Below are 24500 nucleotides of genomic sequence, written 5' to 3' on the forward strand. Positions count from 1 at the left end.
AGCTGCGCGACTTGGCGGCACTGCGTGACGCTGTGGATGTGGCGATCGCTGTCCGCGTGCGTGAGCTTGTCCAGTTCGGGGCAATGAGCTGGAGCGCCGTGGCCTCATCACTGAGTCCGGGTCCAGCAGTCCTTCAGCGTCTCTACGGGCGCTGAGCCAGCCCTTCGGAGGGTGTGCTGGCCAGCAGGTCCAGGGCGTCGATCCCAAGTTCCTGGGCCAAGGCGTCAACAGAGTCGAGCGTCATGTTGCGCTCCGCCCGCTCGATGCCGCCCAGGTATCGGGCTGTCACCCCAAGCTGCTCAGCCAGGTCCTCCTGCGTGAGCCGACGGCGACGACGCTCGGCGCGCAGATTTGCACCAAGCCGTTGCCTCAACGATGTCGCCACGTCCCCATCGTGAGAGGCGGAATCCATCGATTCCAGGAACTCATCGCTTCCACTGGAAGCGATGAGTTCCGTATGATCGTGCTGAACCACCAACCGAATCGAGGTATCCCTGTGTCCTGCCCCTCCAGAACCGTCCTGGCGTTTGCCCTGCTTGCAGGCGCTGTGTCACTCACCGGGTGCTCAGCCGCCACCGCCCCGTCCGGCAGCGCCTCAGGCGGTGCGAGTAGTCCGTCAGCCCAGATTTACGAGTTCGCCTCGTTGAGCAACTTCGTCTCCAAGGGCGCAGCGACCGCCCAGGTGCCTCAGGGACTTATCGACGTCGTCACCAAGGACGGCAATCAGGTCCCAGTCACCGGCGTCACCTTCACCGCACACAAGCTCGACTCATCGAGTATGTGCGCTGTCGATGGCGCGGTTACCTACGCGAGCGGCGGTGAGGCCGTCGCATCAGCGCCCGAGCAGACCAAGGAGCAGCAGGCGACGAAGAGGGCCAAGAACGTCGATGAACAGCTGCGCGAGGAGTTCGGAGGCGCCACCGAGGACGAGATCCGCAAGGATGTCAAAAAGGAACTCGGCGATACTGCCAGTGAGGCAGATATCGAGCGAGAGACCAAGGACCGCGCCTCTGATCTCAGCACCCGTCGGGCCGAGCTCGAGCAGGAAGGCACTGGAAGCAGCGAGGAGAAGACGCCCGCCCAGAACGTGGCCGCCTTCCTGTTCCCAGGGAAGACAGACTCCTTTGACAACAAAGAGCTCAACGAATCCAATCCCGAGAAGGGCCTGTACATGACTTCCACGAGCAGCTTCACCATCGTGAAGTCCTGCGCTTCGAGCTTCGATGACACATCGGCCTCCACCGACATGACCTTCCAGATGTACGACGGCAAGCACCGCGACGGTATCGCCGAGGTCGGTATTACCGTGATGCAGGACGGCTCTATCGGATTCGTCAACAACAAGACCAAGAAGTACGAGCGAGACACCTCAGGAAACTGGCTCAAGAAGAAGTAGGCTCAACTGGCTCTCGAGGCGCCCGCGAGGAGAGACATAGATGAGAGGTGCACAATCCCGCTCATGGACGCTCGGCCGCGTGCTACGTAAGCGGTGGTGGGCTCTGTTGCTCGTGTGGATCGCACTGATCACCGTGGCGTTCAGGGCGATAGACGTGATCTCCACGAATATCGTCGCCACAGGCAAGCCCGTGATGGGGGTCGCCCCTGATCGCGACGTCATCTTCCCAGTCGCTTTCGCGGTGATAGTCATGTTGGCGGTGGCTTTCGTTCCCGTGTCGCTGGTCATCACCAAGGCTGCTTGCAACAGCCGGTTCTGGGGGTGGCTACGCTTTCAATGGGACAGCCCAACGGGACGACATGCTAGAGAACTCGCGCCCGGTCTAGTGGCTGTAGGTGCCTTCTGCCTGACCCTAGCCACAGTGGCCGACGTGCTTGGGCTCGACATGATGATCGAAGTTCTCAAGGGTGCCACTACCGAAGAAGTACTCGAGGACAACCCCCTGTACCTCGCGGGCTTCCTCTTCCCCTTCATCAACCCCACCCTGGTATGGGCCATTCCCGCTGTACTGCTTGGCTTCATCGCCACGAAGCTCGACCTGCCGCTACGAACCCTGGCGAAAAGAAGCGCCATCACAGCAGGCATCATGATCGTCATCTCGTTTACACCTCTAGGAGGATTCCTTCCCCTGATCTCCCTGGCCGCCGGCCAGACAATCCACCTGCTCACAACAATGTGACCTGGTTCCGCGGAGGTGCCAGTGGGGCCCTGAGGCCGTCGCAACGGTCTCAGGGCCCCACTGTTTCGGTACGTCGTGATTGCTACCAGCGCGCGTACTCATCGGCGAGCCGGTGCGAGATCCACCAGACGAGCCAGGCGAAGGCCGCAACGCAGCTGAGCGTCCCCAGTGCGATCAGTGCCTTGGCCCACCATGCCTGAGCCGCTGCGAACGATGCCCACGCCCACCCCAGAAGGGGGCCCATGCCGAGCGCGTGGAAGGCCCCCATGGTCAGGCCTCCAACCACCAGAAGCACTACAGCAAGTGGAAGTAGCGCAAGGCACATGCGTCCTGCGCTCACCCAAGTCACTCGGGCTGAGAGTCTGCCAATACGAAGCTCGGCGTCTCGCATCGCTTCCGTCAGTTCGTCGGTTTTGGTGGTTACCCGCTCAACCTCGCCGACGGCACGAGAGATCTCCTTGGCGCCCAGAGATGACACACGTCCCTCAAGGCCGTCCAATCTGTGCTCGACACTCTGTAAAGGGCCCTCGACGGCCACAGCTAGTCGTCTATCGAGGACGTCAAGGCAATGCTGGGTGAGTTTGTCGGTATTGATGCGAACAGTGCCGCGTTGACGGACTTCCTTAGCGAGATGGTCACAGCTCGAAACCATCGTCTTGAGCTGGTTGTTGATCCTCTGTGTCAAGTTGTAGGCCTGAAAGTCTGCTGATCGTACGGTCGTACCGTCGGGGAGTGTCACGTGTCGTGATGCGGTGAGCGTTTCGGCGACGGCGGCGATCGTCTTCTCGATCTCGCTCAGCCTGTTCCGCATCTCGACGAACTCGGTCGAGTGCTGCTCGCCTGGATGCGAGATCAACAGGCTCTCCAACTGTGCTGTCGTATTCTCGTCGATGCTCTTTATGTAGGCTGTCTGATCCGAGATGTGCTTTGTGAGCTTGGACAGATGCTGCTCTACGCTGTCGAGCCTCGAGATCAAGTCGGGCAAGATCTCCGTAGTTGCGTTCCGTTCGTCTTGCTCCTGTATCTGCTTGAGAATCCCCATCACTGTTTCCTTTCGTGTGAGGGTTGTGTTTCATCTTCTTGGCGTGGTACTCGAAGATCTCCTGAGCACCTTCAGAGGTGAATTCTGGGGTAAGGGAGGAGGCCTTGCGTCTGCCTAACTTTCCGCTGTCTTTTCTGCGCATCTTGTAGCTCCAGCCGTCTCGTTTGGTCACCGCAAGGCGGATGCCGTTATTTGCAAGAATGCTTTCGAAAGCTGCCTGGTCAACGCATCTAGGATCGGAGAGGGCGTCAGCGACGATGTCGCCTAGCACCTGCTCGAACCCGCCCGCCTCAAAGTCCTCGCGACGCTGGTCCCAGTCGGGCTTAGGCCTTCCTGGATCCGGCAACACCTGGAGGCCAAGCTCCTGCATGAGCTCATCGTTGAGTTGGCGCACCCCGTGTGCCCAGCTCGTGTTGCGATTTAGGCACTTTCCCGTCAGATTGTCGTGGTTAGCGACGACAATGTGAGCGTGAAGATGATGCCCCTTAGCGTCGCTATGCACCGCGATGAGATAGTCAGCACTGTGCATCCGGTTCGTGAGCATCTCAGCGATGTCGCAGACCCGCTGGGCGTCTTCGGAACTGCGCACATCGAACTCGTCAGGGCTGAAGGCAAGAATGTAGGTATAGGCCTCCACCTTTCGACTGCAAGCGTCGTTGTGAGCCTGAGTCATTCGTACGAACTCACTCGGGTCAGTACTCCCGTTTGCCACGGACACGGAAAGCGCCGCTGCTCGGTGCTGCTTGGCAGCAGCACGCTGCCTGCCCTGCTTGCCTGATCCGTAGAGCACGTAATGAACCGTGCTCGCGACACACCTCGAGCTCTTGACATTCACTATCGACATCTCACACCACCGTCCTGTCACCCAGTGACCCACGCAGGGTGCAGACCGCATCCCGCAACTCACACAACAGATCTGCATCAACAACATCCCCTCGACGGAGCACCTGATTGAGGTTCACACCTACTCGCCGTAACTGCTCAACAGCTTCGGATACCTCGGGAGCGGGCCGAGGCGCCACAGCGTGAGCCGCAAGATCCCTGGCCTCATGGCGTCGGGTATCCAGCGCATCACGCAGTACCGCCCGTGCCCATGCACTGGGCTTGACGCCCAGCCCACGAGCTCGACGCCTGACGGCGTCGAGCTCAGCGAGGGAGACACGCACAGCGATGCGAGCATCGAGCGTCTCCCTGCCCTCCACCACGCGCAGTGCTTCCCGATGCCGCCGCGTGGTGGAGACAGAACCGGCACGGTGATCTTCCTTCTGAGCCGGTTCTGAAGAGAGGCCAGCAGGGGATTTGTCGAACAATCGGGCTCCGCCCTCGTTCCCCAAACCCCGCTGGCCTCCGTCCTCACTCGCTACGCTCGCTGCGGGCGGAGGGGAAACGGGACTCGCGAGCGAGTCCCACTCAGCCACACATCGCTCAGCCATGGTGACCACCACCGGCAACGCCCTGGTGGCGCTCGCTCTCCGTGCCCTGCTTGGGGGCATCACTATTTCGTTCAAACCCGGACCTAATGCGAGCAATCAACTCAGCATGCCTCTCATCTCGAGAGCGCATAACCTCACCAACCAAACGCTCGCAGATTTCCGCATACTCCCGGCGCAACGACTCAAGGCACCCCAAATCAACTTCCTGGCAGTCCTTGACGGACTGAGTTCCTGACCTGCGTAAACGCCCACCACCGTTCTGCTCAGCAGGGACCAACTCATCAAAAGAGTTCGTCTCCGACATTTAAAGCTCCTTTCGATTGACATCAGATATCCGCATCTACTCAAGTATCTTGATAACATTGAACAAGCGTTCTAGTTTGAAGTCATGCCTCCCAAGGACTGGTCCACTGTAGGGTTCTCAAGGAAACGTCCTGATCCTGCGCGCCCATTTCCGTTAGAAATTGGAAGTAGATCTCGCTAGTTCGACTACTGATGAACTTCTCGTCAGGACCTGGAAACTCTCCCTTCATTGCGAGCGCAACGCGCCGCTCCTTGTCTTCCTCTTCCGCCTGTTTTCGAGCCTGGGTGCGGAAGTTTGCTTCACGCGAACGTCGCGCTTCCTCCTCAAGAGTTGCTGTCTCAAGGCCAGCGTCCTCAATCGATTCAGACGTCGCAGGCGTGGAAGGAGTTGATGAGATAGGTGTGAACGACTTCCCTGAATCCGCAAACTCCGCTAACACGTCCTCCATTGAAGCTGTGTCGGATGAGTTAACGAGTCGGTCAGCTTGTTCAACTATTGGAGCAACCGTTTGCCGCTCGATTTCCTCAATGGTACGAATACGGTCAGCCACATCCTGAATGCCTCGGCAACGTCGCCGCAGAGTCTCCAAGTCCTGACGCATATGCTCAAATTTTTCATATGCTTGGTATTCTCGGGTGCCATTAAGGACGCCAAGGTTAATATAAATAGAGAACTCGCGCTCATCAACTGGGATGATGATCGGGAACCGCCGAAATCCTTGAGACAAGTTCTCTGCTTCATGCCTAACGGCAATTCCGCCTCGCATCGACGTGTACTCACCCGCGAGTCCTCGCAGGAAAACATCGTATTCTTGTGGTCCCGTAACGATATTGATTCGATTAACGAGCTGAGTCTTAGACATCTTGATGTTGACAACCGGCGCTTCTTCCGCCTCGCGCCATGGACCAAGAATGCGAAATAAAGTGCCCCGCCCTCTGGTTGCTCGAATCATGTCAGCGACCCGGAAATCTTCCCAGACTACAACAGGCTGGCCATCATAGCCTTCAAAAGAAACATTCTCACCACCAATTTTAAAGTAAGGTAGCTTAGTTTCCGGCGCTAGTGAACGAGCGAGCGCCTTAGCAAGGAGATCCTTTCCGGTACCGCCAGGGCCGCAAATGTAGAAGTTAATTACCTGTTCTGGAGCGGGTAAGTGCGAAAGATAGTCTCCGCGCAGCTTCTCGAAGTGTGCTTTCGCACCTGGATTAGTCCAAAGTTCTGGAGCTTTCGTACGAACTTCCGAAAGAGTCATTCCGTCGAAAGTTACCGCAAGCTCCAGTATTTTCTTCAGCTTTTTCGACTTTCCGGAAGTGGAGCCGCTACCCCCAGGAAGGCCAGCATCAAGAAAATCGGAATAGTTAAAGTTAGACCTAACCTCCGCCCTAGGGTAAATGAACTTGTGTGTTTTTCCGCAATCGCGAGCTTTTAGGTTTTTAAAGTGTTCGTGCGTCAGGTAGGTGCACAGGTGCCAAAAAGCTTTCTGCGCTGCACTATTTTTACCTGCAATTGACTCGCCATGGATTGCAACCGCTGTGCCACCAAGTTCAATCCTAGACGCAGGAATGTGAAAGAGATCAGAAACTGAACGAATAGATTTACGTACATTCAGAATGAGGGCGAGGTGCAGATGAACTGGCTTAAGATCAACAGTTGATGAAGGATAGTCCTCTGGATACTCTGACCGCTCCTCCACTGGGCAGCGATCTTGCCAAATCATCGCATATCTATCAAGAACTCCCTGATTTTCTAGCTCCTTAATCGCGGCGTCGATACCCTCTTGCGTAAGAAGGATCTGACCTGTATCGGGATGGCGTCGGTACTGCATGATGCTGAAGACTGTGCTTTGCTGTCGAGCTCTTTTCTTTTGATCACTACTTTCCTTCTTTTTCCATCCGACAAAGAACGCAGTCGACGCATCCTGATCATCTTGGGTTGAATTTACGACTTTGAACCCCGGTTCGTAACAACTAGAGGTGATCTCCATGTTGCTAAAGCTGGCGACTGAATGTGTCTTTACCGATGGATCTACTGACGCAGTCCCCTCGTGCGCGGGCGAATCCAAGGGATCGCCCGCGCACGTGTAGGGATGCCCTTGAGATTCGAACTGGAGTTCGTCCGTGATGGGATCGACGGCGATCCTTGCTGGAGTGTCGTTGCAGCACTGCGTCAGTGCAGATACAGAGCCGTCGTCCAACAGCGCGGTTCCAAGATCCGCCTCCGCTATTTCTCCTACAGAGTTGCAGACAGTGTTTGACATGTGACGCTCGACCGCTTCAGCCTGTCCAGCATCACCAAACGAATCGACGCTATCGAGGTTCTCGGCACCACTTAATTGCCGTTCGATATGTATGTTCATCGTGCACCGCCAGCGGTAGCAACGCGATGGGCTTCCATGAAAGCAATAAGGTCATCATGCCGATAGGCGATGCGGCCTGCTCGGCCGTGCGAGTATCGTATATATGACGGGCCTACTCCTTGTGCTCGCCAGTTTGCGAGAGTTTTAGGTGATAGTCCAAGGAAATCGCCTGCCTGAACCGATGTCAGAGCGTGGACATCATCGTCTGCGACACCCTTGTGCTGCGTTTTAGCCACAGTTTCCTCCCAGAGACGAGCACACATGATGTGTGCTGCGATCTCTGGTCGACATTCCCGTAGCTGGCGTTGTCTTTCACGCCAATGTCACCAGATGGAGGCCCCTGGCTGACTCTTGGTCAGCTGGTACCTCGCCCGTTTACAGGTTGACTCTCGTCTTCCCCCATGCTGTCTGGAAACCATGGGCTTCGACGGTGAGGTGGACGTTCCTCGAGCAATCTCTTAAGGGGCTTACGAGACCCCACACGCTACCGGTCCAGTCCGGCTTTGGCCTACTTCAATTCCTAAGGGGCGCAGCCATCGTCCCCACCCGTACCCGCTCGAGCCTAACGGCTGCTCAGTGAGAGGAGCGGGTGCCCGATCCGTCGGGCGCGATTTGATTAAGTTGTCGCGACCTATCCTAGCACGTCCCGTCAAGTCCATCAACCCACCGCCGAGACTCATCAAGGATGCCCGCGAAGTCCGTGGACCGTGGCATGAGGTTGCCTGATGCAGGCTAGGGCAGGGGTCCGCAGGTATTCCTGACGGGCACCTTGGAGGTGTGGGCTGCCAGTGGCGGGCAGTGCGGCAAGATTCTCAAGGAGTCCATGCCGCTGCTGCCAGGCCTGCTGGAGGTGGGTCGTGAGCTCGACGACGAGCTCCGCTGCAAGCCCACAGCCAGAAGTGAGCCGAGTGGCCACGAGCGCAACAGGCCATCGGTCACTAACTTGCCCCGGTGCGAGCCACCGACCAGCTGCGGGGCAAGTCAACGACCATGGCCGGTCCGTTGCTGCGCGACTCCATTAAGATCCGTAAGGCCGGCTGGCGAGGCTCGTGGCCGAGCCTGGGTTCTTCGAAGCCTGTCACCGTCGCCCACTGCGGGCCGACCCTCAAAGGAGAAGTTCACCCGGACCGTGAATATGACTGACGTGCTCACGGGATGGACTTTCACCCGCTCGATCCGCAGGCGTCGCCGACAAGACTCATCATCTTCGCCCTGAAAGCTGCTGTGGACTTCCTGCCGTTGCCCGTCCTGGGCATGAACTTCGTAGGCTGCTCGGAGTTCATCAACCACGGCGTGGTGAATTGAGCCGGGAACCGGGGCATCTACTCCCGCCCGCTCGCGCCCCTACAGGAAGAACGACCAGGCCATCATCGAGCCCCGGGCAACCACCTGGTACGCCGCTACGCCGACTTACTAACCACTACGACACCAGCGAGGAGCGCGAGGTCCTGCCCTTCTGGGAGCAGGTCAACGTGAAGTTGTACTCCCCTAGACTCCCACTCGCAAGGCCCGTTGGGTGGGGCGCTGACAAGGCCGGCAGGCGCAAGCGCCTCTACGACGCTCCCCGCACTCCGCCAGGCCGGCTCCTGGATACCGACGCCCTGACCAAGGCTCAGAAGACTGACCTGATCTCCTACCGCAACCAGCTCAATCCCGCTGCCATCACCCGCCGCATCATCGAGTTCTAGGACGTCCTCATCCGCCTGGCCAAGGACAAGACCGACGAGCACCTGCCTCGCCCAGCTCCCCAGCATCCTGCCCGACGTCCACAAGGTGTACGACTCAGGAAAGCCTCCTGACCACCACCGGGCTACGCGGGCATTCCTACATGAGGTACCGAAGACACTTCGCGGCCATCATGACACGAGGCACCCAGCTGAGTGGTGCTCCAGTCTGTTTCTGCCGCATCGCCGCCTTACGCAGACAGCGCCACCAGCAGTAGGTGGTCTTGCGCCGGGATGAGTTCGACACGTGCTCCCTGAGCCCCACCAGCACATGAGTTTCCAGCGAAGAATGCCTGTCAGTGCCCGGTAGCGATACCAGGCGAATACAGCGTTCAGGAATGTAGCACGGAGCCCCCACGACCCATTGCGGGTGGTGGGGGCTCCGTTGTGTTGCGTCGGGAAAGCGCCGCCAGGGGTTCTTCGCTGGGTTGTCTTAGGTGAGGACGGCGAGGAGTGGGGCGTAGTGGTCGGTGATGGCTTTGCGGTAGGCGGGGGTGTCTCCGGCGTGGGCGGCTTGGAGCATGGCTCGGTGGGCTTTGGCGGTGCTGGTGAGGTCTTCGAGCTTGGGGGCGTCCAGGAGGGGGACGGTGAGGGTGTGGATGGCCCAGAAGGCTTCGGTGAGGTGGAGGTAGAGGTGGTTGTCGAGGGGTTGGAGTAGGCGGGTGTGGAAGCAGCGGTCCTGGTCGGTGAAGAGCTTGCCTTGTGAGGCGAGGTGCTCGATGTTGTCGACGAGGGTGTCGAGTTCGGGGTCGTGGCGGTTGTGCCAGGCGTGGGTGACGGGTTCGGCCAGGGCGTTGTCGAGGGTGATGCGTACTTCGACGATGTCGCGTAGTCCGCGGTGGTCGTCTCCGGGGTTGAGGAGGCCTTTGAAGATGAGGGACTCGACCATGGGTCGCATGGAGACCTGGCCGACGAACATTCCGTGTCCGTGGCGTACTTCGACGATGTCCAGGGCGACGAGGGTGCGGACGGCCTCGCGCACGGAGGAGCGGGATACTCCCAGGTCGGTGCACAGCTGGGACTCCGTGGGCAACGCGTCACCAGGATGCAGGCCCTTGGTGAGAATGTAGTTCTTGATCTCGGCCATCGCCGTGGATGACTGAGTCATCGGGGTGGTGGTGAGGCCGGACATGACACCGCGGGATATCTGCATGACCCCATTGTCCGACTTTTGGTTCATTTACGCTGGTGAATGTCGAATCGGCCTCACCCGTACGATCTCGAGGCTCCGGGCGGATGCCGCACTGAGGGCGGGCGTCATCGAGGGACCCATCGTTGGCCGGATGGCGGCGGGTACCGGTAACGTAGGCAAGTGACTGATTGTGAGTGAGTTGCCGCCACAGCGCTCACAGTGCAACAGTTACGGCATGTCCCGCACGCATGAGGAGCTCCCCGCCCGTCCTGCCTACGACAGTGCCACCGCCGCTCTGCTCGAGCGCATCGAGCCGCTCGGCGTCTTCGGGACCATGACGGTGCAGAAGATCCCGAGCTGGCGCCTACCGGCTGACGAGGTCCGGGCGAGTTTCCTGCTCAAGCACCCCGACATCGACCTGGAGGACGTTGACGTCCTTCGCCAGGACGGGACGACGCTTCCCGCCGCGGTTGCACGAAGCGCCCAGGGTGCCTGCGTGGGCCGCCCCGGCCCCCTGTTCCTCTCCCTGCACGGGGGAGGGCTGGTGATGGGGTGCCGTTTCAACGGTCTGTCGACCGTTGTCCCGTGGCTGCGGCGGTACGGGGGCGTTATCGTCAGCCCCGAGTACCGTCTGGCACCCGAGGATCCGGCACCGGCCGGCGTCGAGGACTGCTACACCACGCTGTGCTGGGCGGTCGAGCACGCTGAGGAGCTCGGTGCCGATCCGGAGCGCGTCATCGTCGTCGGGCCGAGTGCCGGGGGCGGGCTGAGCGCCGGCACGCTTCTCATGGCGCGAGACAGGCGAGGGCCGGCCGTTCTCGGCGGGCTGCTGGACTACCCCATGCTGGATGACCGTACTGGCATGCCGCACTGGCAGGGCTCGGTCTCGGCGCGTCAGTACCCGGACGACGGCACCTGGCCGACGGCGTACAACAACGTCGCCTGGGACGCGGCGCTGGGGGAGCGGCGTGGCACGGACTCGGTCACCCCCTACGAGGCCCCCGCCCGTGCCGCGTGGTTGGGCGGGCTGCCGCCGCTGTTCATCTCGGTGGCCTCCGCCGAGGTCTTCCGGGACGAGGACGTCGCCTTCGCCTCCAGGGTGTGGCGCGATGGCGGAGACGCCGAGCTGCACGTCTACCCCGGGGGCACTCACGCCATGGAGTTCGTCAACGCGCGATGGCTCGCGCAGGGGCTGACGGCGGCACGCGACCTGTGGATGGACAGGCTGCTTCGTCCGGAGGACCCGCGCCTCAATGTCGTGGCCGTGGCACAGGCCGGCACCTATCCGGCTCTGACGGAGGGGTTCTTCGCTGGTTTGTCTTAGGTGAGGACGGCGAGGAGTGGGGCGTAGTGGTCGGTGATGGCTTTGCGGTAGGCGGGGGTGTCTCCGGCGTGGGCGGCTTGGAGCATGGCTCGGTGGGCTTTGGCGGTGCTGGTGAGGTCTTCGAGCTTGGGGGCGTCCAGGAGGGGGACGGTGAGGGTGTGGATGGCCCAGAAGGCTTCGGTGAGGTGGAGGTAGAGGTGGTTGTCGAGGGGTTGGAGTAGGCGGGTGTGGAAGCAGCGGTCCTGGTCGGTGAAGAGCTTGCCTTGTGAGGCGAGGTGCTCGATGTTGTCGACGAGGGTGTCGAGTTCGGGGTCGTGGCGGTTGTGCCAGGCGTGGGTGACGGGTTCGGCCAGGGCGTTGTCGAGGGTGATGCGTACTTCGACGATGTCGCGTAGTCCGCGGTGGTCGTCTCCGGGGTTGAGGAGGCCTTTGAAGATGAGGGACTCGACCATGGGTCGCATGGAGACCTGGCCGACGAACATTCCGTGTCCGTGGCGTACTTCGACGATGTCCAGGGCGACGAGGGTGCGGACGGCCTCGCGCACGGAGGAGCGGGATACTCCCAGGTCGGTGCACAGCTGGGACTCCGTGGGCAACGCGTCACCCATCTGCAGACCGGAGCGCAGGATGTAGTTCTTGATCTCCGCCATCGTGGCCTCCGCCTGGGTGGTGGGCGACGCCATCAGCGTGGAGTAGGGGCCGTGAGGGATGATCGGCTCATCAACTGCGGACGTGAGGTTCATCTCTTTTCCTGCGGTGGTGCTTGCTTGCGGTGCGGAGGCTCTGTTCATGGTGCTGCTCTTCTTGGTGTCGGCCACGGTTCTTGCTCTGTCAATCATTGTTGGTCACTACGATGTGATTCCGCTCGTCGAACGACTCGCCCCAGCGGTGGGACGGCAGTTCGCGAACGCCTTGCCTGCGAGGTCGCGAGTGGTCTGGACGCCCTGACTTCTGCTACAGTCATCCTACCAACGTCAGACATAAGACGTCAGACATCAGGAGAGAATCAATGGCGATCACGACTCCGGCCGGCTCCAGCCGCCGGGACTTCATCAGGCTGACCGGCACCCTCGGAATGGCTGCTGGCCTGGCTGTCAGCCTTGCGGCCTGCGGCGGTAAGGGCAAGACCGCGGGTGGCGCAAAGGCCAGTGGTATGGCGACCGATCAGGAAGTCACTCACAAGGACGGTGTCATCACCGCCGGTATTTCCTACGAGCTGGGCACCAACGGCTACGACCCGATGACGACGTCGTCGGCTCTGACGGTCGCTGCCAACTGGCACACCCTGGAGGGGCTCACCGAGCTCCACCCGGCCACCCGCGAGGTGTACGCGGCTCTGGCTGCGGAGATGCCCAAGAAGGTGGACGACACCACCTATGAGGTCGCGCTGCGTAAGGACGCGAAGTTCTCCGACGGCTCGGCCGTGACTGCCGACGACGTCGTCTTCTCCTTCACGCGCGTGCTCGACCCGGCCAACAAGTCGCTGTACTCGCAGTTCCTTCCCTTCATCGACAAGGTGGAGGCCAAGGATGCGGGCACGGTGACCATCAAACTCAAGTACGCCTTCTCCCTGGTGGCCGAGCGTCTGAGCGTCGTCAAGATCGTCCCCAAGGCGGTTGTTGAGGCGGACGCCAAGAAGTTCGACATGAACCCCGTCGGAAGCGGTCCGTACAAGATGACCGACAACGGTGCCGCCAGCCAGAAGCTCGTCTTCGAGCGCAACGACAAGTACAACGGTCCTCGCCCGGCGCTGGCCAAGTCCATGACCTGGCAGGTCCTGCCTGACGACACCACTCGCACCAACGCGATGACCTCTGGCTCCGTGCAGGCCATCGACGCCGTCCCGGCGGCCAACCTCAAGACGCTCAAGGACCCGGTCAAGGTGGCGGCGCAGCAGGGCTTCGGACTGGTCTTCGCCATGTTCAACAACACCACCTTCTCCAACGTCAAGGCGCGTCAGGCGGTGCTCTACGCGCTGGACTACGCCAAGATCTGCGACACCGGCATGGCCGGCCTGGCAACGCCGGCTACCTGCTTCGTCCAGGACGGGCACCCGGCGTACAAGAAGGCCAAGACGGTCTACTCCAAGGACGCGGCCAAGGCCAAGTCGCTCCTGTCGGAGGCCGGCATCACGACCATCAACCTGCTGTGCACGGACCACGGCTGGTTCTCCGCCGTCAGGCCCATCATCCGCGAGAACCTCGAGGCCCTGGGGGTGACGGTCAAGTACGACGAGAAGAAGTCCGCGGACACCTACTCCTTCATCGACTCCGGGCAGGGGGCGTGGGACGTGCTCATCGCTCCTGGAGACCCCTCGGTCTTCGGCAATGACGCGGACCTGCTCATGCGCTGGTGGTACAGCGGTGACGTGTGGACCGAGAGTCGTATGCACTGGAAGGGTTCGGAGAGCCAGGTCGCGGTCCAGAAGCTGCTCGATGAGGCGGTCAAGCTGGAGGGTGACAAGCAGGTCGCCAAGTGGCAGGAGATCTTCGACAAGCTCTCTGAGGACGTTCCGCTCTACCCGATCTTCCACCGCAAGGCTCCAACGGCCTACGACTCGACGACGTTGGAGAACTTCAAGCCGATCGCACTGACCGGCCTGTCCTTCGTGGGGACGGGTTCGACCAAGTCCTGAGACTCACGTGCGGGCGGTGCGGCAGTCGCTGGAGGTTGCTGCACCGCCCGTGTCGTGCTCGGGGTGTCAGTGTGTCCAAGGCGAAAGCAACGGACTTGCAATCTGACATCAGACGTCAGACAATCGGAGTGGCGGCTGGCTCTGCGGCTGCCACGTGACCCGGCCGCCCTCAAAAGGCGGCAGGACGCTAACGCAAAGGAGCATTTCAGTGTCCAACCTCATCCGCCTGATCGGACGGCGCCTGGTCGCGCTGCCGGTCATGGTGCTGGGCGTGACGCTGCTCGTCTTCATCGTCATGTCGTTCTCCTCGGCAGACCCGGCGCGTCTTGCGCTGGGTGAGTCGGCCACGCCAGACGCCCTCGAGCAGTACCGAGCCGCCCACCATCTCAACGACCCTCTTCTCAAGCGGTTCTGGGAGTACCTCCTGGGCCTCATCCACGGTGACCTCGGCACCTCCTTCACCGGAGCCAAGATCTCCGACATGGTGGCTGCGGCCTTCCCGATCACGCTCCAGCTGACCTTCATTGGAATCTTTGTGGCCGTCATCCTGGCCACGATCCTGGGAATCATCGCGGCCCTCTACCGCGACAAGTGGCAGGACCAGGTCATCCGCGTCATCTCCATCGCCTGCCTGGCAACCCCGTCCTTCTGGCTCGCCCTGCTGCTCATCCAGTGGTTCTCCGACATTCCGGGCGGAACGGGGGCCTTCCCCGCGCTGGTGTCCGAGTGGGTTCCCTTCAGCGAGGATCCCGGAACGTACCTCAACCAGATCTTCCTGCCGGCACTGGCCATCGCGGTTCCCAACACCGGCTCGCTCACCCGCGTGGTGCGTACTGCCATGGTCGAGGAGCTCGACCGCGACTACGTGCGCACCGCCATCGGCGGCGGTGTTCCCAAGAACGTCGTCGTGGCCCGCAACGTGCTGCGCAACGCGCTCATCACTCCGCTGACCGTGCTGGGCCTGCGTATTGGCTACGCCATGGGAGGCGCCGTCGTCATCGAGATGATCTTCAACATCAAGGGGATGGGACAGCTCATCTTCCAGGGCATCACCCGTAACGACGTGAACATCGTCCAGGGCGTCTCCATCACGGTGGCACTGGCCTTCATCATCATCAACATCGTCGTTGACATGCTCTACGTCCTCGTCAACCCACGAATCAGGAGCATCTGATGCTGCACCGCTCCACACTGGATAAGGCCTCGCGGCCCGGGCTGCGCTTCCAGGGCTGGAAGGCGCTGCCTGTCGGCTCCAAGATCGCCATCATCGTGCTGGGCCTCATCGCCCTGATCGCCATCCTGGCTCCCGTCGTCGCCCCCTACTCTCCCGGTGCCACCGGGCTGGCGGAGACCAAGACGACCTCCTACATCGAGGGCGTCGGTGAGGTGACCTCCTCCGATCCGGTCGTCGCCCCCTCCGCGTCCCACCTGTTCGGGACGGACGGCACCGGTCGTGACATCTTCTCCCGTGCCGTCTACGGCGCCAGGGTCTCACTGGTCGTGGGCCTGACGGCCACCGGCCTGGCCCTCGTGGTGGCCTCGGTCCTCGGGGCCGTCGCCGCCACCTCGCGCAAGTGGATCGCTGAGACGCTTATGCGAGTGCTCGACGTCGTCATGTCCTTCCCGGGCATCGCTCTGGCGGCCGTTCTCGTCTCGGCGATGTCGACCCGCCTGCCGATGCTGCCGGTCATCATCGTCTCCATCGGCATCCTCTACATCCCCCAGCTCACCCGCGTGGTGCGCGCCAACATCATCTCCCAGTTCGGGGAGGACTATGTGGCCGCCTCCAAGGTGATGGGGGCGCCGGTGCCGTGGATCCTGCTCAAGCACGTGGCCCGCAACTGCATCGCCCCGATCATGGTCTTCGCAACCGTCCTGGTGGCCGACGCGATCGTCTTCGAGGCTTCGCTGTCCTTCATCGGTGCGGGCATCAAGTCCGTCAACACTCCGACCTGGGGCAACATGCTCTCCGAGGGCAAGGAGCTGCTCCTGTCGGGCCACTGGTGGCCGACCTTCTTCCCCGGCCTGCTCATCCTCATCACCACCCTGTGCCTCAACGTCCTGTCCGAGGGGCTGACCGATGCGATGGCCTCGCCGCGCATCAAGGCCAAGCCCGATGTTCAGGCCGATGAGGAGGCCATGGAGGCTCAGGAGACCCTGAACGCCTGGGACGACGCCGCTGAGGCGGTGGTCGCCAACGCCTCCGTCGCCGACGGGGATGACGCCACGAATGGGCTCAGCTCCCTGACCGGCGTCGCCGCCCCGGCAACCGAGGATGTTCCTCTGTCCGAGCGGCTCAGCTCCCTGCGGGTGGCCGAGCTCGCCCGGCGAGACCGCCTGGTCTACGAGGACACCGGCGAGGACCCGGTTCTGGAGGTCAAGAACCTCTCGATCGCCTTCCCCGAGCAGCACGGTGAGGTCAATATCGTCGATGGCGTGTCCTTCTCCGTGCGTCCGGGCGAGACCATGGGCCTGGTGGGGGAGTCCGGCTGCGGTAAGTCCATCAGCTCGATGGCCGTCATGGGGCTGCTGCCTCCCTCGGCCCGGATCTCCGGAGAGATCCTCTTCAAGGGACGCAACATCCTTGAGATGACGCCGGCCGAGCACAACGCGCTGCGTGGTCATGAGATGAGCATGGTCTACCAGGACGCTCTGTCCTCACTGAACCCCTCCATGCTCATCCGCACCCAGATGGCACAGCTCAGCGCGCGCGGAGGCACCCGCAGTGCCGAGGAGCTGCTCGAGCTGGTGGGACTCGACCCCAAGCGCACGCTGCGCAGCTACCCGCACGAGCTCTCCGGCGGCCAGCGTCAGCGCGTCCTCATCGCCATGGCGCTGACCCGAGACCCCTCCCTGGTCCTGGCCGACGAGCCGACGACCGCGCTGGACGTGACCGTTCAGAAGCAGGTCATCGACCTGCTCAACGAGCTGCGTGAGAAGCTCGGCTTCGCGATGGTCTTCGTCTCGCACGACCTGGCCCTCGTGGCCAAGCTGGCACATCGGATCACCGTGATGTACGCGGGCCAGGTGGTTGAGCAGGCGCCCACCAGCGAGCTGCTGGCCAACCCGGTTCACGAGTACACCCGGGGCCTCCTCGGCGCGGTGCTCTCCATCGAGTCCGGCTCCAAGCGACTCCACCAGGTGCGAGGGGTCGTCCCCTCACCCAGCGAGTTCGTCAAGGGCGACCGGTTCGCTCCGCGATCGTCCCACCCGACGGTTGGACTTGAGACCCGTCCGGTGCTCAAGCCCGTGCCGGGCACGACGGAGCACAGCTACGCCATCACCCCCGAGCTCGAGGCTCTGCTCGCGAAGGAGAAGCACTGATGTCCCCCAACACGTCTGCATCGTCCTCATGGAGCGAGGACCAGCCGGTCGTCGAGCTCAGGAACGTCAATGTCATCCACAAGTCCCGCACCGGTGGCCTGTTCCACCCGGACACGGTTCACGCGGTCAACGACGTCTCGCTGAGCGTCAAGCGCGGAGAGACGCTGGGACTCGTGGGGGAGTCGGGTTGCGGCAAGTCCACCACGGCCCGAGTCATGGTGGGGCTGCAGCCGGTCACCTCCGGTGAGGTCATCTTCAAGGGTCGTCCCTTGGGGCGCTCGGCCTCGGACCGTCGCGACCTGGGCCGCAGCATCTCGGTGGTCTTCCAGGACCCGGCCACGGCCCTCAACCCACGCATGATCGTGCACGACGCGCTCATCGACCCGCTCAACGTCCACGGAATCGGATCCCCCAAGGAGCGTGAGGCCAAGGTGCGCGATCTGCTCCACCTGGTCGGGCTGCCCCCCAGCGCACTCAACGTGCTGCCTCGGCAGATCTCCGGTGGTCAGCGCCAGCGCGTTGCCATCGCCCGAGCGCTCGCCCTGGACCCCGACATCATCGTGGCCGACGAGCCCACCTCCGCCCTGGACGTCTCGGTGCGCGCCCAGGTGCTCAACCTCCTCCAGGACCTCAAGGCCTCCTTGGGACTGGGGCTGGTGTTCATCAGTCACGACATCAACACGGTGCGCTACGTCTCGGACCGGATCGCCGTCATGTACTTCGGCAAGATCCTCGAGCTCAACACCACTGAGGAGATCTTCAACAACCCTCAGGAGGACTACACGCGCACTCTGCTGTCGGCAGTGCCCTCGCTGCTCGATGTCTGAGTAGCCGGCTCCGGCCGCTGCCGGCGTCAGCACCTCCAGGTGAGGGGCGGACCCACTCGGGTCCGCCCCTCACCTGTCTATCGGTTCCGTTTAAGAGGGGGATTGTTATCTATACCGATGCTGCTAGAGGTGGGGAGCTGGTGTGGTGATTGCGAGAGATTGCTCTTCCGATCTCGTATGAAATCTGAGTGTGTGAGCATTGACTTCCGGGTCACATGTCGTGTAGATTACTTTTATCAGTTCAGAGAGGAGCTGATAGCGGCACGCACAGCCGTCAACAAAGGTGTTGAATGTAAAGGGGGGTCTCCTATGTATGTCACAGCGCCATGGCGTGTGACCACGACGGCACGTCGCCAGTCCGTCGTGCGTGAGGGTCGGGGCCCGTCCTTGATTCGCCTCTGACCAGCTGGTGAGAAGCCAGGGGTCGCGTCAGGGGTGAGTGAGGCGCAGTAAGCGCTCCTCCGGTGCCGCCTTATCGCTGCAAAGCATGAGGTGATGAGAAAGTCGAGACGCGCGTGAGTCGCTGAAGCCGAGCGCGTCCGCGATCAGACGCATTCTTGATGAGGCCGGCCCATGATGTTGGGTGCGGAATTCCAGGGATTGCGATCCATATAGTGACTGATGGGTAGTTCTATGCCCATTTTACGAAACAGGTGACAAGTGACTGAGTCAGTCCGTGCCGCATTGCGGCTTGATGAAGAAATCCTCGACTCTGAGACAGGAAGCATCTCCTGTGAGTTCCGGTCGAGGTCCGACGGTAACCTCTTCGCGCTGCGAGGTGCCGACGGGGCCGGTCTTGAACTGCGCATTGTCGGATCGTCACTCGTGTACGAGGCGACAGTTCCAGGCAGGTGGAGCAAGCTGGAGGCCGAGGACGTGCGCTCGCTCGACGACGGGCGCTGGCACAGCGCCGTCGTCACCGTCAGCGCTGCCGGTACCCGCCTCTACCTCGACGGATATCAGGTCTTCTGCGGTACCACCACGGCCTTCCTCAAGGACCTGACCGGTCTGAGTCAGGCCGTCGTGGGGCAGGGGGACAGTCCTGAGGTCACAGCCTTCACGGTGCACCCCCGGGTCCTGACAGCCAGAGAGGTCCTCGCCCTGTCCAAGCGAGCCGAGCCCCTGGTCGAGGTCGCCGCCAACCGTCTGAGCCCTCACGACGTCGCCCGCTTCGCCGACGTGCAGCACGGCTCCTTCTGGCTGCGCTTCCGGGTGCGGGGACGGATGCAGCAAGGAGCCCTCCTCGCCGCCGGCGGACACGGGCGCGAGCAGCTCACCGTGTCCGTGGGGCCCGAGGGGATCAGCTACACGGCCGTGAGCACCACGGGGGAGTCCAGGGAGGTCAAGGCCACAGGCGCCTGGAGCGATGGTGGCTGGCACGAGGTCGTGGTCGCTGTGGGGCACGGCGCGGTCGACCTCTACGTCGACGGCTTCCGTGAGACGCACGCTCCTGGCGAGTTCTTCCTCGCAGGTGTCGAGGGGCTCGATGAGATCGTCGTCGGCCAGGACTGCGAGGGGGTGCGTCTGTCCGGAGAGGTCCAGCGAGCGGGGCTCTACGACTACGCGCTCAGCGACGCGCAGATCAAGCGCTTGTCCGAGGTGGAGCCGATCGAGACCGACGCCCTGTTCGACCGCGGCTACTGCGGCTCGGCCTCCTACCGGATCCCCTCCCTGCTGACACTGTCCTCCGGCACCATCCTGGCCGGGGCCGACCAGCGGGTCTCCAACGCCAACGACTCTCCCAACGACATCAACTTCGTCGTGCGCCGCTCCCTGGATGAGGGACGGAGCTGGGAACCGGCAAGCACCGTCATCGACTGCCCGGGAAGCGGGGAGGACGCCTCGTCAGTCATCGACTCCTGCATGGTCCAGGATCCGGGTACCGGGCGGGTCTACGTCCTCATCGACCACTTCCCGGGAGGGATCGGACAGCCCAACTGCTGGGCCTCCACCGGATTCGACGAGCACGGCAGGCGGCTGCTCAGAGACCTCGACGACGGACGCTACGTCGTCGAGCCCGATGGCGCGGTCACAACGATCGAGGGCCAGGCCACCGAGTTCCGAGTGTTGGATGACGGCACGGTGCTGTGTGACGGCAACCCGGCGGGCAACATCGAGCTGGCGCCCGGAGCGGACCCGGCCGAGACCCTCCTGGCCATCCCCACCAGCTACCTGCAGATCGCCTACTCCGACGACGACGGCCTCACCTGGAGCCGGCCTCGGGACCTCAACCCTGAGCTGAAGCAGCCGTGGATGAGGTTCCTGGGAACCTGCCCGGGTAACGGCATCGCCCTGAGGAACGGCCCTCACGCCGGACGCCTCATCGTTCCCCTCTACTTCAACAACGACCAGAACTGGCTGGCGATGTGCGCGACGGTCGCCTACTCCGACGACCACGGCGAGACCTGGCAGCTCGGTCACGGCCCCAACGAAGGGCGGCAGACCCCCCAGGGGGAGCTCGACCCGCAGACCTTCGTTGACGAGACCTGGTCACTGCACGAGGCCGCTGTGGTTGAACGGCAAGACGGCGTGCTCGTGCTGTTCATGCGCAACCAGCACCCCCGTGGGCGTGTCGCCGTCAGCGAGTCCCACGACGCGGGGCAGACCTGGGGGCCGATCCGCTTCGATGAGGCGCTTCCCGAGATCTGGTGCCAGCCCAATGCGATCACTCTGCCCTCGCCCGAGGGGGAGGACCGCATCGTCTTCGCCAACGCCTCGCTCATGCTCCCGTTTCGAGGCTGCGGAGTCATTCGGCTCAGCCTCGACGGCGGACACAGCTGGAAGCACTCGCGGACCTTCAACCCCGGGCACTACGTCTACCAGTGCATGTGCGTCCTGCCCGACGGCAGGATCGGGATCCTCTGGGAGAACGAGTGCCAGGGCCTGTACTTCTCACGCCTGCCCCTGAGCTGGTTCTCCGACGGCCTTGAGACCGTCGATCCTCGTCAGGCCGAGTCGCAGGACGTGCGGTCATGACGATGAATCACCCGTCATCCACACCTCACTTCACCACCCATCCGTCATCCCCCGTTCAAAGGAGAACTGTCATGACTCCCTCCACCCCCGTCTCGTCCCACCCGGCCTCCGCACTCAGCCGTCGCGGCTTCATGGTCCTGGGCGGCATCGGCATGTGCGGCGCGCTGGCCGCATGCGGCGGCAAGGACTCCGCCGAGGACGAGGGGACCGGGCCCCTGCGCGGCACGGTCACCATGTGGTCCTCCTTCACCCAGGGGCCCCGTGCGGACTGGATGAAGAAGATGGCCGAGGAGTTCCACACGAAGAACCCCGACGTCACCGTCAAGATCGAGCAGTTCTCCTGGTCCGAGTTCAAGACGAAGTGGACCACTGGACTGACAGCGGGCCAGGTGCCGGATATCTCCACCGCACTGCCCAACGACGTCGTGGAGATGATTAACTCCGAGGCCCTGGTGCCGCTGGACAAGGTCATCGACTCCATTGGCCGGGACCGCTTCCCCAAGCAGGCGCTGGCCGAGGGGCAGTCGGACGGAAAGTCCTACTCGGTGCCCATCTACTCCCATGCCCAGGTGATGTGGTACCGCAAGGACGTGCTGAGCTCCAAGGGGCTGTCCGTTCCCACGACCTGGGAGGAGCTGGCCAAGGCCGCCAAGGCCATCGGAAAGTCCGACAGCCTCTACGGACTCTCCGTGCCTCTGGGAACGGGGGACATGCTGGGGGCCCGCTACCTCAACTTCTATGTGCGTTCCGCCGGCCAGAGGCTGCTCAAGGACGACGGGACGGCCAACCTCACCTCCGAGGCCGCCTTGGGCGGCATCAAGTACTGGACCGACCTGTACAAGTCAGTCTCCCCGGAGGGATCGCTGGACTATGCGGTCCTCGACCAGGCAACGCTCTTCTACCAGGGCAAGACCGCCTTCGACTTCAACTCCGGCTTCCACATCTCCGGAGTGGCCAAGGACAGCCCCAACCTGGTCGACTCCATTGCTGCGGCGCCGCTTCCCCGTATGAAGGCCTCCGACCCGGCGAACTACCCGGCCGAGGTGTCCAACGTGCCCCTGGTGGTGTGGGAGGCCTCCAAGGTCAAGCGGGAGGCTAAGGCCTTCCTGGAGTTCCTGTTCACCAAGGACAAGTACATCGAGTTCCTGCACTCGGTCCCCGGCGGCATGCTGCCGGTCCTCAACGACATCGCCAAGGACCCGAGCTACACGAACAACGAGACGATCACGAAGTACTCCGACTCCATCAAGGTGATTCAGGACCAGGTGGGTGTCGGTACCGCTATCGGCATGGAGAAGGGCCCGCTCGTCCAGGCAGGAGTCCTCACCAGCCAGGGGCTGATCGAGAAGATGTACCACTCGATCATCATCGACAAGACCGATGTCGAGGCCGCCGCCAAGGACTGCGAGAAGAAGCTCAACGAGGCCTTCAAGGCCGCCGGAGCCAGCATCAGGTGACTCGGCGACGCGGTGGGGAGAGGAATCTCCCCACCGCCCAGTCCGAAAGGTGAGCTCATGACTCGAATGAAGCGAATGAACTGGACGGGCGTCGTCTTCGTGGCGCCATCCATACTCATTGTTCTTGCCCTGCTGATCTACCCGGTGTTCTCAAGCATCTGGTACTCCTTCACCGACAAGCACCTCTTGCGCCACAGCTATCACGTGGTGGGTCTGTCCAACTACACCGACCTCCTGGCATCCTCCAGCTTCTGGAACGCGTTCGGGGTGTCGATCAAGTGGACCGCGGCGTCGATTATCGGCCAGCTCGCTGTGGGCCTGGTTCTGGCCCTGGCGCTGGACCGGGTGCCCCGGGGCTCTGGGGTGTTCCGGACACTCCTCATCGTGCCCTGGGCCTTCCCGGCGATCATCACCGCGTTCGCCTGGAAGTGGATCCTCAATGACGTCTACGGGTTCCTGCCCAATCTTGCGACCACTCTCGGTCTCACTGATAAGAACATGGCGTTGCTGGGCAATCCCTCGACGACCTTCTGGGTGGCGTTGCTCATCAACATCTGGTTCGGCGCCCCGATGTTCATGGTGAATATCCTCTCCGCCCTCAAGACCATCCCTCAGGAGCAGTACGAGGCGGCCATGGTGGATGGTGCCTCTGGGCTGCAGAGGTTCAGGTTCATCACGCTGACCCATATTCGAGAGGTCATCGGCCTGCTGGTCATCCTGCGCACCATCTGGGTCTTCAACAACTTCGACATGCTCTTCCTCCTGACGGGCGGAGGTCCGGGGGAGAGGACGACGACGCTACCGATCTTCGCCTACCAGGAGGGCTGGAATCTGCGGCAGCTCGGGGTCGCCTCCACCGTGACGATCCTGCTGCTTCTCTTCCTGCTGGCGCTGGCCTTCGGCGCCTTCAAGATGCTCAACCGCTGGGAAAAGGAAAGGGGCTGAATCATGCGACGTGCTGGTCGTGGTCCGTGGGGTACCGTGTGCGTGTATCTCATTCTCATTGTGGCTGCTTTCGTTGCGGTCTTCCCGCTCGTATGGGTGGTCTCCTCATCGTTCAAGACCTCTCACGAGCTGGCGCAGAATCCGTTGCAGCTGTTCTCGAGCTCGCCGACCCTCGAGCACTACCGCAAGGTGGTCGAGGAGATCGGGTTCCTGACGAACCTGAAGAACTCACTGCTGATCGCGGGCTGCTCGACGGTTATCGCGGTCCTGGTCTCGTTGCTGGGCGCCTACGGGATCGTGAGATTCTTCCCCCGTGTCGGCAAGCAGCTGACCAAGCTCCTCATCGGCACCTACATGTTCCCGCCGATTCTGCTCGCCATCCCGTACACCATCACGATGGTGAAGCTCGGTCTCATGAACAGCTATTTCGGGCTCATCATCGCCTACCTGTCGTTCTCGATCCCCTACGCGATCTGGATGCTCATCGGTTTCTTCCAGACGGTCCCCATCGGGGTGGAGGAGGCGGCAGCCGTGGATGGGGCCAGTCGGTTCCGGGTGTTCTGGCAGATCTCGGTCCCGATCATCCTTCCGGGGATCGTGGCCACCGCCGTCTACACCTTCATCAACACCTTCAACGAGTTCCTCTACGCGCTCCTGTTCATCACCGAGTCGGACAGGATGCCCGTCGCAGTCGGCCTCTACTCTCTCCAGGGGTCGGAGGTTCTTGACTGGGGAGCCATGATGGCTGCTTCCGTGATCGTGATCGTCCCGTCGGTCGTCTTCTTCATGGTCATTCAGAAGCACATCTCCGGAGGGCTCTCGGAGGGCTCCGTCAAGTAGTGCCTCCGGGGCGGTCCCCGGTCCGCCTCCTGCCGCTCCGGTGCCT

Annotated in this window: 21 protein-coding genes and 1 pseudogene; 13 read left to right on the forward strand and 9 right to left on the reverse strand. The window is 62.2% G+C overall.

The annotated features are described in order from the left end of the window. Positions 1-142 precede the first annotated feature (142 nt). Entirely contained in the window at positions 143-385 is a 243-nt protein-coding gene (locus HW274_RS04335; protein WP_234415187.1) for a helix-turn-helix domain-containing protein, read from the reverse strand. 162 nt (positions 386-547) lie between these two features. On the opposite strand from HW274_RS04335, the gene HW274_RS04340 reads away from it, so the two are divergent. Then, entirely contained in the window at positions 548-1396 is an 849-nt protein-coding gene (locus HW274_RS04340) for a hypothetical protein (protein WP_185989289.1), read from the forward strand. Between the two features lie 112 nt (positions 1397-1508). Next, entirely contained in the window at positions 1509-2135 is a 627-nt protein-coding gene (locus HW274_RS04345) for a hypothetical protein (RefSeq protein ID WP_185989290.1), read from the forward strand. An 82-nt stretch (positions 2136-2217) separates the two neighbouring features. Here HW274_RS04345 and HW274_RS12780 read toward each other — a convergent pair whose 3' ends face one another. The 6 genes and pseudogenes from HW274_RS12780 to HW274_RS13000 form a co-directional block, all read right to left on the reverse strand. Continuing rightward, on the reverse strand, positions 2218-3177 hold the full coding sequence (locus tag HW274_RS12780) for a hypothetical protein (protein ID WP_185989291.1): 960 nt from the start codon (positions 3175-3177) through the stop codon (positions 2218-2220). A 412-nt stretch (positions 3178-3589) separates the two neighbouring features. Next, a pseudogene (locus HW274_RS12990) lies at positions 3590-4108 on the reverse strand (relaxase/mobilization nuclease domain-containing protein); the annotation flags it as partial. Next, positions 4023-4670 (reverse strand): plasmid mobilization protein, encoded by a 648-nt coding sequence (locus HW274_RS12995; protein ID WP_396027388.1) that lies wholly within the window; start codon positions 4668-4670, stop codon positions 4023-4025. The gene HW274_RS12995 and the pseudogene HW274_RS12990, both read right to left, overlap by 86 nt. After that, positions 4603-4914 (reverse strand): hypothetical protein, encoded by a 312-nt coding sequence (locus tag HW274_RS04360; protein ID WP_141759098.1) that lies wholly within the window; start codon positions 4912-4914, stop codon positions 4603-4605. The genes HW274_RS12995 and HW274_RS04360 overlap by 68 nt, the downstream gene beginning before the upstream one ends. An 82-nt stretch (positions 4915-4996) precedes the next feature. Continuing rightward, positions 4997-7270 carry an RNA helicase gene (locus HW274_RS04365; RefSeq protein WP_185989292.1) on the reverse strand — a complete coding sequence of 758 codons (2274 nt, stop codon included), beginning with the start codon at positions 7268-7270 and terminating at the stop codon, positions 4997-4999. After that, positions 7267-7533: a helix-turn-helix domain-containing protein gene (locus HW274_RS13000; RefSeq protein WP_141759096.1), complete on the reverse strand. Its 267-nt coding sequence runs from the start codon at positions 7531-7533 to the stop codon at positions 7267-7269. Before HW274_RS13000 ends, HW274_RS04365 begins: the two co-directional genes overlap by 4 nt. A gap of 892 nt (positions 7534-8425) precedes the next feature. Between HW274_RS13000 and HW274_RS04375 the strand changes: the two genes are divergently transcribed. Both HW274_RS04375 and HW274_RS04380 read left to right on the forward strand, forming a co-directional pair. Further along, entirely contained in the window at positions 8426-8575 is a 150-nt protein-coding gene (locus tag HW274_RS04375) for a hypothetical protein (RefSeq protein WP_185989293.1), read from the forward strand. 167 nt (positions 8576-8742) lie between these two features. Next, positions 8743-8958: a hypothetical protein gene (locus tag HW274_RS04380; RefSeq protein ID WP_185989294.1), complete on the forward strand. Its 216-nt coding sequence runs from the start codon at positions 8743-8745 to the stop codon at positions 8956-8958. 469 nt (positions 8959-9427) lie between these two features. Here HW274_RS04380 and HW274_RS04385 read toward each other — a convergent pair whose 3' ends face one another. Then, on the reverse strand, positions 9428-10147 hold the full coding sequence (locus tag HW274_RS04385) for a FadR/GntR family transcriptional regulator (RefSeq protein WP_185989295.1): 720 nt from the start codon (positions 10145-10147) through the stop codon (positions 9428-9430). Positions 10148-10361: 214 nt separating this feature from the next. On the opposite strand from HW274_RS04385, the gene HW274_RS04390 reads away from it, so the two are divergent. After that, entirely contained in the window at positions 10362-11450 is a 1089-nt protein-coding gene (locus HW274_RS04390; RefSeq protein ID WP_185989296.1) for an alpha/beta hydrolase, read from the forward strand. On the opposite strand, the gene HW274_RS04395 is transcribed toward HW274_RS04390, so the two are convergent. Next, positions 11447-12193 (reverse strand): FadR/GntR family transcriptional regulator, encoded by a 747-nt coding sequence (locus HW274_RS04395; RefSeq protein ID WP_396027389.1) that lies wholly within the window; start codon positions 12191-12193, stop codon positions 11447-11449. The two genes, HW274_RS04390 and HW274_RS04395, sit on opposite strands and share 4 nt — an antisense overlap. Before the next feature lie 266 nt (positions 12194-12459). Here HW274_RS04395 and HW274_RS04400 point away from each other — a divergent pair, with 266 nt between their 5' ends. The 8 genes from HW274_RS04400 (at position 12460) to HW274_RS04435 (ending at position 24454) form a co-directional block, all read left to right on the forward strand. Then, positions 12460-14085 (forward strand): ABC transporter substrate-binding protein, encoded by a 1626-nt coding sequence (locus HW274_RS04400; RefSeq protein ID WP_185989297.1) that lies wholly within the window; start codon positions 12460-12462, stop codon positions 14083-14085. A 208-nt stretch (positions 14086-14293) separates the two neighbouring features. Then, a complete protein-coding gene (locus tag HW274_RS04405) occupies positions 14294-15259 on the forward strand; it encodes an ABC transporter permease (protein WP_004565289.1) in 966 nt (321 codons plus the stop codon). Further along, positions 15259-17409, forward strand: a complete 2151-nt coding sequence (locus tag HW274_RS04410; protein ID WP_075254552.1) for a dipeptide/oligopeptide/nickel ABC transporter permease/ATP-binding protein — start codon at positions 15259-15261, stop codon at positions 17407-17409. The genes HW274_RS04405 and HW274_RS04410 overlap by 1 nt, the downstream gene beginning before the upstream one ends. Further along, positions 17409-18236, forward strand: coding sequence for an ATP-binding cassette domain-containing protein (locus tag HW274_RS04415; RefSeq protein ID WP_075254551.1), 828 nt, complete (start codon positions 17409-17411; stop codon positions 18234-18236). The genes HW274_RS04410 and HW274_RS04415 overlap by 1 nt, the downstream gene beginning before the upstream one ends. 660 nt (positions 18237-18896) lie before the next feature. Continuing rightward, the gene (locus HW274_RS04420; RefSeq protein WP_185989298.1) at positions 18897-21212 is read left to right on the forward strand and encodes a sialidase family protein; all 2316 of its coding nucleotides are present in this window, start codon (positions 18897-18899) and stop codon (positions 21210-21212) included. 71 nt (positions 21213-21283) lie between these two features. Beyond that, entirely contained in the window at positions 21284-22669 is a 1386-nt protein-coding gene (locus HW274_RS04425) for an ABC transporter substrate-binding protein (RefSeq protein ID WP_185989299.1), read from the forward strand. Between the two features lie 57 nt (positions 22670-22726). Further along, on the forward strand, positions 22727-23614 hold the full coding sequence (locus tag HW274_RS04430) for a carbohydrate ABC transporter permease (protein WP_178385021.1): 888 nt from the start codon (positions 22727-22729) through the stop codon (positions 23612-23614). A gap of 60 nt (positions 23615-23674) precedes the next feature. Further along, positions 23675-24454 carry a carbohydrate ABC transporter permease gene (locus HW274_RS04435; RefSeq protein WP_225792465.1) on the forward strand — a complete coding sequence of 260 codons (780 nt, stop codon included), beginning with the start codon at positions 23675-23677 and terminating at the stop codon, positions 24452-24454. Positions 24455-24500 lie beyond the last annotated feature (46 nt).

This window comes from Actinomyces sp. oral taxon 169, from assembly GCF_013394715.1.
GTDB lineage: Bacteria > Actinomycetota > Actinomycetes > Actinomycetales > Actinomycetaceae > Actinomyces.